General features: G+C 61.0%; 12 protein-coding genes. 6 read left to right on the top strand and 6 right to left on the bottom strand.

Annotation, left to right across the window (positions count from 1 at the left end; translation table 11 throughout):
- Nucleotides 1-18: 18 nt before the first annotated feature.
- Both ABRP93_RS07560 and ABRP93_RS07555 read right to left on the bottom strand, forming a co-directional pair.
- The gene (locus ABRP93_RS07560) at nucleotides 19-1,197 is read right to left on the bottom strand and encodes a sensor histidine kinase (protein WP_232208554.1); all 1,179 of its coding nucleotides are present in this window, start codon (nucleotides 1,195-1,197) and stop codon (nucleotides 19-21) included.
- Nucleotides 1,198-1,402: 205 nt separating this feature from the next.
- Entirely contained in the window at nucleotides 1,403-1,588 is a 186-nt protein-coding gene (locus tag ABRP93_RS07555) for a hypothetical protein (protein ID WP_023024121.1), read from the bottom strand.
- Between the two features lie 460 nt (nucleotides 1,589-2,048).
- On the opposite strand from ABRP93_RS07555, the gene dnaK reads away from it, so the two are divergent.
- The 5 genes from dnaK to exaC all read left to right on the top strand — a co-directional run bounded on the left by dnaK (nucleotide 2,049) and on the right by exaC (nucleotide 8,460).
- Nucleotides 2,049-3,911 carry a molecular chaperone DnaK gene (dnaK, locus tag ABRP93_RS07550; protein ID WP_126319898.1) on the top strand — a complete coding sequence of 621 codons (1,863 nt, stop codon included), beginning with the start codon at nucleotides 2,049-2,051 and terminating at the stop codon, nucleotides 3,909-3,911.
- Nucleotides 3,911-4,633 carry a nucleotide exchange factor GrpE gene (gene grpE / locus ABRP93_RS07545; protein WP_349887517.1) on the top strand — a complete coding sequence of 241 codons (723 nt, stop codon included), beginning with the start codon at nucleotides 3,911-3,913 and terminating at the stop codon, nucleotides 4,631-4,633. The genes dnaK and grpE overlap by 1 nt, the downstream gene beginning before the upstream one ends.
- Before the next feature lie 97 nt (nucleotides 4,634-4,730).
- Complete coding sequence (gene dnaJ / locus ABRP93_RS07540) at nucleotides 4,731-5,936, top strand: molecular chaperone DnaJ (RefSeq protein ID WP_349887516.1); 1,206 nt, start codon at nucleotides 4,731-4,733, stop codon at nucleotides 5,934-5,936.
- Nucleotides 5,937-5,956: 20 nt separating this feature from the next.
- Nucleotides 5,957-6,493 carry a heat shock protein transcriptional repressor HspR gene (locus ABRP93_RS07535; RefSeq protein WP_023024110.1) on the top strand — a complete coding sequence of 179 codons (537 nt, stop codon included), beginning with the start codon at nucleotides 5,957-5,959 and terminating at the stop codon, nucleotides 6,491-6,493.
- 446 nt (nucleotides 6,494-6,939) lie between these two features.
- On the top strand, nucleotides 6,940-8,460 hold the full coding sequence (gene exaC, locus ABRP93_RS07530; RefSeq protein ID WP_349863445.1) for an acetaldehyde dehydrogenase ExaC: 1,521 nt from the start codon (nucleotides 6,940-6,942) through the stop codon (nucleotides 8,458-8,460).
- 28 nt (nucleotides 8,461-8,488) lie between these two features.
- Here exaC and ABRP93_RS07525 read toward each other — a convergent pair whose 3' ends face one another.
- Nucleotides 8,489-9,667 (bottom strand): alpha/beta hydrolase, encoded by a 1,179-nt coding sequence (locus ABRP93_RS07525; RefSeq protein WP_349868099.1) that lies wholly within the window; start codon nucleotides 9,665-9,667, stop codon nucleotides 8,489-8,491.
- Nucleotides 9,664-9,927: a hypothetical protein gene (locus ABRP93_RS07520; RefSeq protein WP_034659553.1), complete on the bottom strand. Its 264-nt coding sequence runs from the start codon at nucleotides 9,925-9,927 to the stop codon at nucleotides 9,664-9,666. Before ABRP93_RS07520 ends, ABRP93_RS07525 begins: the two co-directional genes overlap by 4 nt.
- Nucleotides 9,928-10,018: 91 nt before the next feature.
- On the opposite strand from ABRP93_RS07520, the gene ABRP93_RS07515 reads away from it, so the two are divergent.
- Nucleotides 10,019-10,834, top strand: coding sequence for a carbon-nitrogen hydrolase family protein (locus tag ABRP93_RS07515; protein ID WP_284831242.1), 816 nt, complete (start codon nucleotides 10,019-10,021; stop codon nucleotides 10,832-10,834).
- Here the strand turns inward: ABRP93_RS07515 and ABRP93_RS07510 are convergent.
- Nucleotides 10,831-12,069, bottom strand: coding sequence for an FAD-binding oxidoreductase (locus ABRP93_RS07510; protein WP_349887514.1), 1,239 nt, complete (start codon nucleotides 12,067-12,069; stop codon nucleotides 10,831-10,833). The two genes, ABRP93_RS07515 and ABRP93_RS07510, sit on opposite strands and share 4 nt — an antisense overlap.
- Nucleotides 12,070-12,126: 57 nt before the next feature.
- Nucleotides 12,127-13,117 (bottom strand): NAD(P)-binding domain-containing protein (locus ABRP93_RS07505; protein ID WP_349887513.1); only part of this gene is annotated, 991 nt, incomplete at its 5' end.

Genomic DNA, 13,117 nt, shown 5'->3' with positions numbered 1-13,117 from the left:
CCAGCGAAGGTGGCTGAACTAACGTTGTTTATGCGCAGACGGGGGCAGTGCGAGCGTGAGCTCCCAGTGATCATCGACGCGACCGGCCTCAAGCCGGGCATCGATAGTTGCCGCGAGTCGCGTCATCGAATTAATGCCTATACCGGAGGAAGTCTCCGGTGTGGTGCTCGTTGGCTTGGCAATAGGGTTACGGATAGTAAGGATCGTCCATCCCAAATGTGGTTGGGCCGATACGGTAATTTCTGCCCCGGGTGGTGAGTACTTGACGGCGTTGAGGCAAGCCTCCCTGGTGATGGCTTCGACCGAGTCAAGAACGGAGGGGGAAAACTGGGGGCAAAAATCTTCTCCGCTTACCTTAATAATTGGAGTGCGGTTGAGCTTAGATAGCTGTCCTTCTTCCCAGGCCAGTACCTGCGCAAAGTTTGTAGGATGTGGTTCTTGTTTAAAACTCAATTCATCGTTGATTCCGTCAATATTGGAACGCAAGACTTTAGTTAAAGCGCGTATTTCAGACATCGACGAGCGCATTGCATCGCTTAATTCATCGAGGCGGCGGCTGAGCTCCGGTGTACTGGCGTATTCCAAACTGAGCGCTTCTAGCTGCATGGTATTGACGGTAAGGCTGGAAATTACCGAGTTGTGCAGGGTTTCAGCTAGGTCAGATTGTCGGCGCTTAACATCGTTATTCCACTCCACCATGGCGGTTTTATAGCGCCGTGCGGAATGAGCGAGTGAGCTGCCGATGAAGGTGCTAATGACCAAGAAAATTCCCCAGACCAGTGCGGGTGTTGGATCGAGGACTAGCCGCAACGTACCAGGATCTACCAGGCCTACCAGCCAAAACACTGCGCAGAGAAGGATTGACTGCCACTTGGTGCTGCGAAAAGCGAATACGGCAAGGAATACCGGGGCTAAGAAAACGGAACTGGCGTAGGGGATTCCCACGGTAAGAATGGCGATAATCCAAATTGCCAGAAAACCCACTGCCATTGTCTTCGGGTACCGATAGGCAGCAGTCGTGATAGCCGTCAAAATTACCCCGACTATTGCCGCTGAAAGTTGGTGTTTAGTTGGGGTGAGAAATGCGGCGAAAAGCGTAAGTGCCAAGCAAATGATGGCGATCAGCGCTGCGGTGCGCTGTAGGGTCATCGCCGCGCGAAGGCGGTGGCGAAAGGGAAGTGGCGGGGTGAAAGTCAAGGTGGAATGCGCTTCTTTGGTGCTCAGACTGAATAGTTGCGAAAGGGCTTGTGGCGTCTCGCACCTAGCTTAAGGCCTGGAAGCGCGAAACCAGCAAATGAAAACAACTAAACCCCGCACCTTCCGGTGCGAGGTTTAAAACCTGCGTGGAAAAGTGCGGGGGTTTAGTCGGTCTTCATGAAGGAGTGTAAACGCGAAGGTTTACTTAAGCATTAGCTGCGGTTTCGGTAGCAGCGTCAGCGTTGTCCTTGGAGGACAGGCCCTCGATTACGGAGGACAGGTCCACGGAGTCGGAGTTGGACTCGGAGGACAGCTCAGCAGCGCCCTTGATGGCCTTGAAGATTGCCTCGAAATCGAGGGAGGAGCTGAGGTTTACGAGGGTGTCGAGCATTGGACGTTTCCTTTCGAATTGGCGGAGTGAAACTACAAATCAATCTCTCTGGGTAGCAACCAGTGGCTGCTGTGGTTTCCAGTATGTGCGAGTTAAATACGCCTGCCAAGCCTCTTTTGGATCCTTTGTGAGGTAACTTTTGGCCACCTTTTTATGGCCCTTTGGTGAGCTTTTGGGTATGGCAGAGTTTGTTTCTAAAAGGTGATTCGCTCTTTCCTGACGTGGAAGAGAGGAGCAAGATTTAGGGCTGAGAGCTGGGAAAATAGCATAATTTTTAAGGAGAGTTGAGCCGGCGGGAATAAGATTTTAGTCTTAGTGGTTATAAAGATTGAGTGACACGGGCTCAAGAATTTATGAACGAGTTCGCAACTTCTGTTAGAGTAGCGCACGGACGCAACGAGAAGTTGAGTCACTGACAATCAACTTTATTAACTGCACTCGATAAAAAGGAGAATGAATCATGGGACGCGCAGTAGGTATTGACCTTGGTACGACGAACTCCGTCGTTTCCGTACTGGAAGGTGGCGAGTCCACCGTTATTGCTAACTCCGAAGGCTCCCGCACCACGCCTTCCGTTGTAGCCTTTGCTAAGAACGGCGAAATCTTGGTTGGTCAGTCCGCCAAGAACCAGGCCGTGACCAACGTGGACCGCACCATCCGCTCCGTCAAGCGCCACATTGGTACTGACTGGACCGTCAACATCGATGACAAGGACTACACCTCCCAGGAGATTTCCGCTCGCACGCTGATGAAGCTCAAGCGCGATGCAGAGTCCTACTTGGGTGAGGATGTTACGGACGCCGTTATTACCGTTCCTGCATACTTCGAGGACGCACAGCGTCAGGCCACCAAGGAAGCTGGCCAGATTGCCGGCCTGAACGTCCTGCGCATCGTCAACGAGCCCACCGCGGCTGCGCTTGCATACGGCCTAGAAAAGGGCGAGCAAGAGCAGACCATCCTGGTCTTTGACTTGGGTGGCGGCACCTTCGACGTATCCTTGCTGGAAATCGGCGATGGCGTCGTTGAGGTTATGGCCACCGCAGGTGACAACACCTTGGGCGGCGATGACTGGGACCAGCGCATCGTTGACTGGTTGGTTGACCGCTTCAAGAGCTCCCAGGGTGTTGACCTGACCAAGGACAAGCGCGCCGTACAGCGTCTGCGCGAGGCTGCAGAGAAGGCCAAGATTGAGCTGTCCTCTTCCCAGCAGGCCAACATCAACCTGCCTTACATCACCGTTGACTCCGACAAGAACCCACTGTTCCTGGATGAGACCCTGACCCGCACCGAGTTCCAGAAGATCACCCAGGATCTGCTGGACCGCACCAAGGCTCCGTTCAACCAGGTCATCAAGGATGCTGACCTTTCCGTCGGCGATATTGACCACGTTGTGCTGGTCGGCGGTTCCACCCGTATGCCGGCCGTATCTGACCTGGTCAAGGAGCTGACCAGCAAGGACCCGAACAAGGGCGTTAACCCGGACGAGGTCGTTGCAGTGGGTGCTGCCCTCCAGGCAGGTGTGCTGCGCGGTGAGGTTAAGGACGTGCTGCTTCTCGATGTCACCCCGCTCTCCCTCGGCATTGAAACCAAGGGCGGCGTGATGACCAAGCTCATCGAGCGCAACACCACCATCCCGACCAAGAAGTCCGAGACCTTCACCACCGCAGAAGACAACCAGCCTTCCGTGCAGATTCAGGTCTTCCAGGGTGAGCGCGAGATGGCTACCGCCAATAAGCTGCTTGGCTCCTTCGAGCTCGGCGGCATCGCACCGGCACCTCGCGGCGTGCCCCAGATTGAGGTCACCTTCGACATCGACGCCAACGGCATCGTCCACGTGACCGCCAAGGACAAGGGCACCGGCAAGGAAAACACCATCAAGATCCAGGAAGGCTCTGGCCTTTCCCAGGAAGAGATCGACCGTATGGTTAAGGACGCCGAGCAGCACGCTGAGGAAGACAAGAAGCGTCGCGAGGAGCAGGAGCTGCGCAATAACGCAGAGTCCACCTCCTACCAGACCCGCAAGTTCTTGGAGGACAACGAGGACAAGGTCTCTGAGGACACCAAGACCAAGGTCACCGAGGCTGCTGACGCCGTAGACGAGGCGCTGAAGGGCGATGACCTCGATGCCATCAAGTCCGCAGTAGAGAAGCTGTCCACCGAATCCCAGGAGATGGGCAAGCAGATCTACGAGGCACAGGCTGCAGAGGGCGGCGCCGAGGGTGCTGCCGATGCCGGCGCCGCACAGGGTGACCCAAACGTGGTCGACGCTGAAGTTGTGGACGAAGACGAGAACTCCGACGACAACAAGGATGGCGACAAGTAATGACTCAGGACAGCGGAATGCCGCAAAACCCAGGCGACCCGGAAAACACGGATCCGGAGGCTACCTCGGCTGACCGCGCTGAGGCTGCCGCCGAAAAGGCCGAGGAAGCACAGGCTGCGAACGACGCGCAGGCCGATGCCTCCGAAGAAGCCAAGTTGGATCCCACCGTTGATGCAGACCTCGAAGACGCGCTGGCTGATGTCAACGCCGATGAGGTTGAAGCCGAGGCGGAGGGCGATGAGCCCACCTCCACCGGTGCTGCCACCAATGATGTGGAAGCGCAGTTGGCAGAACGCACGGAAGACCTCCAGCGTCTGAATGCGGAATACACCAACTACCGCCGCCGCACCGAGCGTGACCGCCAATCCGTTATCGAGACTGCAAAGGCAAAGGTCATTAGTGATTTGCTGCCGGTTCTTGATGACCTCGATTTGGCCAAGCAGCACGGTGACCTGGAGGGCCCGCTCAAGGCAGTTGCGGATAAGCTCCGCAAGGGCCTAGAGCAGCACAACCTCACCGCCTTTGGTGAAGAGGGTGAACCCTTCGACCCAGAGATGCACGAGGCCGTGCAGGATTTGTCCTCCGGCGATGAGCAGGTGCTCGGCACCGTGCTGCGCCAGGGCTACCGCGTAGGCGAGAGGCTGGTGCGCAACGCGCTGGTTATCATCGCGGACCCCGGTGAGGATTCCGGCAGTTCGGAAGGCACCGAACAAGCCGATTAATCCGGGAAAGGGCGCCTTGGGAACTGACTGATTCAATTTCCCCTGGCGCCCTTTTTACTAACTACAACCGATTCTTCTTGAAAGGAGGAGATGCCCAGTGAGCGCTAAACCCGAATGGGCAGACAAAGATTATTATGCGGATCTGGGGGTCTCCTCGTCCGCAGACCAAAGCGAGATCAAGCGCGCGTACCGCAAGCTTGCCCGCGAAAACCACCCCGATACCCACCCCGATGACCCCGCGGCAGCGGACCGGTTCAAGCGGGTTGCGGAAGCATACGATGTGCTTTCTGATGCTTCCGAACGTAAGGAATACGACCAGTTCAAGGCCATGCTGCGCAACGGCGGTGGCTTCGGACAGAACGGAGGCGCCGGCTTTCCCGGCGGGTTTCGATCCACGAACATGGGTGGACAAGGTGCGCAAGACTTCGACCTCTCGGACCTCTTCGGAGGAGCCACTGGAGGATCGTCTCAAGGCGGCGGTTTTGGGGATATCTTCGGTAGCGTTTTCAACCGCAGCGGTAGTGCTGGCCACTCAGCTAAACCGTCGCGGGGGGCCGACGTCGAAACGGAAATAACCCTCGACTTCCGTGAGGCTGCCAAGGGGACCACCATCCCGCTGGCCTTAAGCGGAAACGCGCCGTGCACCACGTGCCACGGCTCGGGTTCTTCCTCCGGCAAGACCTCAACGTGCGGTACCTGCAATGGCTCCGGGTACACCTCGGAAAACCGCGGTGCGTTCGGTTTTTCCGCCCCGTGCAAGGACTGTGATGGCACGGGCCGCCGCATCACGGATCCGTGCCCAGACTGCAACGGCACCGGAACGGTGCACCGCACCCGGAATATTACGGTCCGCATCCCTGCCGGCGTGATTGACGGTCAAAAGGTCCGCATCGCCGGCCAAGGCGAGGCTGGCCCGAATGGCACCCCGGCCGGTGACCTCTTCGTTGCGGTCACCGTCAAGCCCGACAAGGTCTTTACCCGCGACGGCGACGATATCCACATCACCGTCCCCGTCTCGTTTGCCGAGCTCGCCCTTGGTGACACCATCACGGTTCCCACCTTGGACAGCCCGGTCCGCGTGAAGATCCCCGCCGGTACCCCGGATGGCCGTACCCTGCGCGTGCGTGGGCGTGGCATTGCCAAGCGCGCCGGCAAGGCTGGCGACCTCTTGGTGAGCGTGCAGGTCACCGTGCCTTCCAAGCTCGATGCAGCGGCCTCCAGCGCCCTGCGCACCTATGCACAAGCCGAAAGGGATTCTGGCTTTAATCCCCGCGCAGGTTGGGCCGGCGCGGAGAGCAATTAAGGCAGGAGGTGCATTGCACAATGAGTACTGGAAAGGCAGAAGGTTCCGGCACCGCCGTTTACGTCATTTCCGTGGCTGCCGAGCTTTCCGGGATGCACGCCCAAACCCTGCGCACCTATGACCGCATGGGTTTGGTCTCCCCGGCCCGCACCCGCGGCGGCGGCCGCCGTTATTCGGATCGTGATATTGAATTGCTCCGCAAGATTCAGGCGCTTTCGCAAGACGATGGCGTCAATCTCGCCGGCATCAAATCCATCATCGAGTTAACCGAAGAACGCGACCAGCTAGAGGCCGAACGCGATGCGCTTGCCGATGAAGTCCGTGCCCTCCGTGATCAGCTCGCCGCCGGGCAGCGCGCGGGAGCACAGCACCCCCAAGCGCAGGGGCAGCGCACCCGCGGCGCCCAAGGCCCGCAAGGCTCGCAGGTCCCGGGGCGTTCCCAACGCAGCGGTGAGCTCGTCCACGTCCCGCGGTCTACCTCCGTGGTGATGTGGAGCCCGCGCACCGCGCGCGACCGCAAGCGCAATCGCCGAAACAACGGTGGCCAAACCACCTAATCCGTCCTGCGGACGAGAAACCTCAACTTAAACCCTCCATACCTTTGCCACGGCATAGCGCCTGCACAGGTCTGGAGGGTTTATCTTTGCCCAAGAGTTCCTCGCTCTCTCGGTGCATTCGCGGAGCTCTCTCGGTACTCTCCTCTCGGGCCCCATCGGCCCCACCTTCCCGCGCCTTCTTTTCCGGCCCCATCGGCTCCTACCGTTCCTGCGCCCTCTCGCACCTCGCTAAACCCTCGACTCGGCGGTGGTGCACCCGTACAACCGGACTTTACGCTGTGAAGAAATGTTAATTTCCCACCCCTATTTAGTGCGAAATGCGAAAAATTGCATTATTATGACGAGGAAAGCAGGTGAAATACAACACAGACAAACACCTGTAGTGGCACGGGCCATACCCAACAATGGTCACAGTCGAAATTTCTACACGAGAGGACACCACCATCATGACTTTGTACGCAGCACCCGGAACCGAAGGGGCCATCGTCAACTACCGCGACCGCTATGACAACTACATCGGCGGTAAGTGGGTTCCGCCAGTCGATGGCGAATACATGGACAACATCAGCCCCGTGACCGGTGAGGTATTTTGTCAGGTGGCCCGCGGCAAGGAAGCCGATGTCAATGCGGCCATCGATGCTGCGGAAAAGGCCTTCGCCACCTTTGGCAAGACCACTCCAGCAGAGCGCGCGCTCTTGTTGCACCGCATCGCGGACCGGATTGAAGAGAACCTGGAAAAGATCGCCGTCGCGGAAACCTGGGAGAACGGCAAGGCCGTCCGCGAGACCTTGGCCGCCGATATCCCGCTGGCCGTTGACCACTTCCGCTACTTCGCGGGCGCCATCCGCGCACAAGAGGGCCGTCTGTCCCAGATCAACGAAGACACCGTGGCCTACCACTTCCACGAGCCGCTCGGCGTGGTTGGCCAAATCATCCCGTGGAACTTCCCGCTGCTCATGGCCTCTTGGAAGATTGCACCGGCCCTGGCTGCGGGTAACTGCATCGTGCTCAAGCCTGCGGAGCAAACGCCAGCATCCATCCTCTTGCTCATGGACATCATCGGAGACCTCCTCCCAGATGGCGTACTCAATATCGTCAACGGCGTGGGCGAGGAGGCCGGTGCGGCACTGTCGGGTTCGGACCGCATTGCCAAAATCGCATTTACCGGTTCCACCCCGGTGGGCAAGCTCATCAATAAGGCCGCCGCGGACAAGGTCATCCCGGTCACCCTGGAGCTCGGCGGTAAATCGCCGTCCATCTTCTTTAAGGACATCATGGATGAAGATGACTCTTACCTGGAAAAGTGCGTCGAAGGCTTCGTCATGTTCGCCCTTAACCAGGGCGAGGTCTGCACCTGTCCATCGCGTGCGTTGGTCCATGAGGATATTGCCGATAAGTTCTTGGAGCTTGCCATCGAGCGCGTCAAGAAGATCAAGATTGGCCACCCGTTGGATACCGAAACCATGATGGGTGCCCAGGCCTCCCAGGAGCAGATGGACAAGATTACCGAGTACCTCAAGATCGGCCCGGAAGAAGGCGCGGAAACGCTCATCGGCGGCCACGTGAACAAGGTGGAGGGTCTCGAAAACGGTTACTACATCGAGCCCACGGTATTTAAGGGCAGCAACGAGATGCGCATCTTCCAAGAGGAAATCTTCGGGCCCGTGCTCTCAGTGGCAACCTTCAAGGACTACGATGAGGCCATCGAGATCGCGAATACCACCAACTTCGGCCTCGGCGCCGGCGTGTGGTCGCGCCAGCAAAACATCTGCTACCGCGCCGGGCGCGATATTCAGGCCGGCCGCGTGTGGGTCAACCACTACCACGACTACCCAGCACACAGCGCCTTCGGTGGCTACAAGGAATCAGGCTTGGGCCGCGAGAATCACTTGATGATGCTCGGCCACTATCAGGAAACCAAGAACATGCTGGTCTCGTATTCGGACGCCCCCGCAGGCCTGTTCTAAACCCACAACTGGCGTTCCCCAACCTGCGCTAATCCGTCCTCGATTCCCCAGCAGCCACCGTGCCCAGCCCGTGCAGGAACTGTGGGTCCTCCCAATAGGACCCGTGGTCCCCGGGCAGGCCATCCGCGCCGGGGAGGGGAGTGGCACCAAAGGACTGGACGGTGGGATCCGGTCCGTGGATCCCGCTCAGTGGCCCCGTCGCGATAGCGATGGGGTCATTGTCATTGGTCGCCGCCCACACGGTGCCGTGCAGCTCGCGGGCATGCTGAGCACTCGTACCGGGGCTTCCCACCAGCACAATATCGGAGGCGATTTCCTCCTCGCGCGCCGCGTATCCAGTCACGACGGAGCCATAGGAATAACCCACCACCGTTCGCTTTGCACCTGGATACCGCTTGCCGATGCCCCGCTGAAACCGCACCAACTCCTGCCCCGCCGCACGCGCGGGATCGGCGTGCACGGCGCGCGGCAAGCTCGACGGGGCCTGGTAGCCCAACCACACGGCGGCCGGCCCACCGCTTGCGGTGGCAATATTGCGGCCGCGGTCCACGGCGCGCTGCCAGGTGGTGGGGTCGGAGGAATGCACGCCTTCAACGAACGTGGTCACAGACGCTGGTTCCGTGCGAAAACCCTCCGGATCCACCAGCGCCACCAGTCGGCCGGGGCTGGTTTCGACGATGCGCATATCGGGGTTATCCGCGGCCAGCTGCGCCACGCGGTCGCTGGCTTGGGCGAGGTTGATCTCGTGGATGGTATCGAGGGGGAGATCGGCAAAATCCTCGAGCCGCCGCGGCGGTTCCACCCCGGCGGGCGTGCAGAGGGCGTCGATTTCTTGGGAGCAGAGCCAATCGAGGGCATCGCCAAGCGCACGTACCTCCCGCAGTAGCACGCCGCCGGCCAGTGCGGCGGGCCCAGAAAACTCATCGACCTTGCCCAAAAAGGAAATGATCCGCGCCTCCACCCCCTCGCGCCAGGCCTGCAGGTCCGCGTGCCGGTCAAGCACCTCGATGACCTGCTCCATCTGCCCAAGGGGGCTACTCAGCCACTCGGTCGCCTCCGCTAACCCGGATCGCGCCGCCACGCCCGCGGGCCCACCCAGCGATAGCGAGTGCCAATCGTGGTGCGAGTCCACATAGTGAGTGTGCAGGCCAGAGCGATCCGCGGCGAGCTGCGCGGCGCTGTGGCGCAGGGCAGTCGATAAATTCATCGCGCCCTCCTCAAGCTCGCAGCGAGCGAGGAATCGAGCGCGCCGCTGCGGTCCAGGAAGACGTGGAGGCTGCGCAGGCGCTCGGAAACGGTGGCATCGCTAAGCTGCTGCGTCTCAGACCACTGCGCCACCGCGCGCTGCAGGGCGGCAGACGTCCGGGAAGCCACGCTTAAGCGTGCCCCCGGCATAGCCGCCGCCGGCCGCGCCCTCAACGTGCGTACATGTGCGGGAAGGTATTCAGGAATATCTACATAACTCATGGCCTTAAGCGTGGCCGCTGCGGGCTGTGGCCGCGAGGGCAAAACCGCCAACCTGTGGATAACTAGGTGACGCTGCACTAAGTTGGGATTTATGAAAGTAGCAGCAGTGCAATTGACCTCCACCGGCAGCATCGAGGAAAACCAAGAACTCGCCCTGGATAAAATCCGCGAGGCCGCGGCGGCGGGCGCGCGCCTTATCGTGCTGCCCGAGGCCACCTCGCAGAACTTCCGCTCGGGCCGCCTGGACGAGCAGGCGCAGAACCTCGAAGGTCCGTTCGCCACCGCGATTCAGGAAGCGGCGGAGGAATTGGAGGTCACCGTCGTCGTCGGCATGTTCTGCCCAGCCGATACCATCGAGCGTGAGGACAAGACCATCAACCGCGTATCCAATACCGCGCTCGTCGCAGGCCCGGGCGTGCTGGGTGGCTACGAGAAAATCCACACCTACGATGCCTTTGACTACCGCGAATCCGATACGGTGCAGCCTGGGGAATCCTTGGTGACCTTCGACGTCGATGACCTCACCGTCGGCGTCGTGGTCTGCTACGATATCCGTTTCCCAGAGCAGTTCAAGGACTTGGCGCGCGAGGGCGCGCAGCTCATCGTTGTCCCCACCAGCTGGGCGGATGGCCCCGGCAAGCTAGAGCAGTGGCGCCTGCTCACGGCCGCGCGGGCGCTGGATTCCACCAGCTATATCCTCGCCGCGGGCCAATCCCGGCCAGGCGGCAACGCGGAGGCCGGATCCCCCTCGGGCCCGACCGGCATCGGGCACTCCACCATCGTCGATCCCAACGGTGTGCGCGTGGCCGAGGCCGGCTACGAAGACGAAATTCTCTACGCCGATATCGATCCGCACGAAGTAGCGAAGACGCGCCGCTCCCTGCCGGTGCTAGAACTTAACGACTAAGACTGCGCCGCATAATCCTCCGGCAGCCACTCCCTGTCGCGGCCCCAGCTGTGGCTTAAGATCCACTGCTTGCCGATGCCCCTTTTCTCCAACCCCTTCCTCCCTTCCGCCACCTCTTCAGCGCTGCCGAAGAGGGCGAAGTAGGTGGGCGTGCCTGTGGATAACTCGACCTCGTTGACTACTACATCGGTCGGGTCGGGGGAGAGGGTGTGGGTGGCGGCATCGGCAAGCGGCCGTGCGCCCAGCAGCCACGGGTCGTTTTCCTGCCGGATGATGCGGCGCAGGCTGAGATCGGGGTAGAGTGCCGCAAGGTTCTGCTGGAAATGCGTGTCATAGTGCGCGCCGGGGCTATCCGCAACGGCGAAAATCTGTAGGGACAAGTTCTTCGCGAGGCCCTCCTTGCCCGCATCCGCGGCCTGGCGCGCCGCCAGCGCCAAGCACCGCGCCGCCGCCCAGCCCGTGCCATAGGCCACGATGACCAGCCTGCCCCCGCGCAGCTCGCGCAGGTCCTGCCAGATGGACCCGGTGGGCCGGCCCAAAGTCCACCAATCGCCCGGCTTGGTATGCGCAAGCGACCGCGAGGCCTCGCCCACCGCGGCGACGTGGAAGACCAGCTGGCCGGTGGCATCGCTGGGCTGGGCTGGGGTGAGCATGCGCCATTGGCCGGGAAGGTACTGGGTGGTGACGGGGAAATACTGCCCCGGCTCGAAGGCTGCGGGCATTCCCGCCTCGACGCGAATGACCGCGGTTTCGCGCGTCGGCCGCTCCACCGCAACCACCTGCCCCGAATACGCCGGCGCCTCCCCAGCCAGGTCCGCCTCGCGCGCCGCGGTCGCCATCTCCGCGCAGACCTCGTGGATGACGGCGCAGGCGAAGTCGTACTGGTACCGCGTCAGCGCCAATACCCGCAGGCCTTTGATGAGCGCCTCCTCGAACCGCGCGTACACCTCGGCCGGGAAGCCGTGCCTGCGGTGATCGCGGCCGAGCTGCGCAATCTTCTCCCGGACGCCCTCGGACAGCGCAGCCCCAACCCCGGATCCAACCCCCGTGCCGGCCTTGCTGGGCTCCGCATGTTCAATCACCCACGCCAATGCGTGCACCATGGACCGGTGGGTGTCCTGCATAGAAAGGGAAAAGACCTGCCGCGCCTCCGGCACCATGAGGAAAAACTGGTCATGTACCGCATCGCGGTAGTCGTCTGCATACTTCCGGAAGTGCTCGCCCAATTCCCACATGCTTTCCCATCCTAGTGTGCTTGCCTGCCTTTTATCGTGCGCATTTTCGTCCTCGGGCTACAGTCCCAGCACCTTGATAACTTCACGCGCCGCCAAGCGCCCCGCGCGCGTCGCCCCCACCGTCGAGGCGGTCGATCCATAGCCGGCGAGGAAAACCCGCGGGTTCGCGACAGGCGAGACCTCGTTGCGCATAACAATCCCGCCCTTGCGCGAGCGCAAGCGCAACGGTGCCAGGTGGTCCAGCACCGGGCGGAAACCGGTATTCCAAAAGATGACGTCCACCGCCAAGTGCATGCCCGCCGGATACGGCTGCCATGCCGCCACGCTTTCCGATGCCCCCGCCACCTCACCGCTCGCAGACTCGCCAAACCGCACGCCGGTCGCATCGATGGCTTCGAACATGCCGCGCGAGACCAGAACGCCGCGCTCGACCGCATCCAGGTATTCCTGCCAGGGCGGAATCCCGGTGGTCGAGACCACCGAGGCTGGAGGATTTCCGCTAAAGACCCGCTCGCGGACCTTCTTTTCCACATCCAAGCCCCACTGCTTATCAAACTCCGTATCCGTAAAATCCGGTGCTCGCCGCGTGGCCCAAGTGGTTTGCGCGATGCCTTCAAGCTCCAATAAGAACTGCACCGCGGATAGCCCACCGCCAACGACCAACACGTGCTGGCCTGCAAAATCCTCCGCCGCCGAATAATCCTTAGTGTGCAGTTGGCGCCCGCCGAAACTGCCGATGCCCGGAATATAAGGAATATACGGCCTATCCCACGTGCCAGTGGCGTTCACGATGGTGTCCGCGGAAAACTGCTCGCCGGACTCCAACGTCACGAGGAATGCGCCGCGCGACTCGTCTGGGTTCTCTGTTGCGCGCTCATCGCGCGGGCCGAGCGCGCCGTGGAGATTGCGCGCGCTGTGCGTGCCGGGCAGGGGGCGGACGCTGCGGACGCGCGCCGGGCGGTAGGGCCGCAGTTGGAACTTGTCCTCGTAGGCGCCGTAGTAGTCGGCGACTACGTGGGAGGCGGGGGAGGAGGCATCGGCCTGTCTC

The organism is Corynebacterium sp. KPL2850, assembly GCF_040225855.1.
Taxonomy (GTDB): Bacteria; Actinomycetota; Actinomycetes; order Mycobacteriales; family Mycobacteriaceae; genus Corynebacterium.
This window is presented reverse-complemented; position numbering and strand designations above follow the sequence as displayed.

Excerpts from the sequence above, each read along its gene's own strand:
- ABRP93_RS07555 (WP_023024121.1), bottom strand. The coding sequence starts at position 1,588 with ATGCTCGACACCCTCGTAAACCTCAGCTCCTCCCTCGATTTCGAGGCA.
- dnaK (WP_126319898.1), top strand. The coding sequence starts at position 2,049 with ATGGGACGCGCAGTAGGTATTGACCTTGGTACGACGAACTCCGTCGTT.
- grpE (WP_349887517.1), top strand. The coding sequence starts at position 3,911 with ATGACTCAGGACAGCGGAATGCCGCAAAACCCAGGCGACCCGGAAAAC.
- ABRP93_RS07535 (WP_023024110.1), top strand. The coding sequence starts at position 5,957 with ATGAGTACTGGAAAGGCAGAAGGTTCCGGCACCGCCGTTTACGTCATT.
- exaC (WP_349863445.1), top strand. The coding sequence starts at position 6,940 with ATGACTTTGTACGCAGCACCCGGAACCGAAGGGGCCATCGTCAACTAC.
- ABRP93_RS07525 (WP_349868099.1), bottom strand. The coding sequence starts at position 9,667 with ATGAATTTATCGACTGCCCTGCGCCACAGCGCCGCGCAGCTCGCCGCG.
- ABRP93_RS07520 (WP_034659553.1), bottom strand. The coding sequence starts at position 9,927 with ATGAGTTATGTAGATATTCCTGAATACCTTCCCGCACATGTACGCACG.
- ABRP93_RS07515 (WP_284831242.1), top strand. The coding sequence starts at position 10,019 with ATGAAAGTAGCAGCAGTGCAATTGACCTCCACCGGCAGCATCGAGGAA.
- ABRP93_RS07510 (WP_349887514.1), bottom strand. The coding sequence starts at position 12,069 with ATGTGGGAATTGGGCGAGCACTTCCGGAAGTATGCAGACGACTACCGC.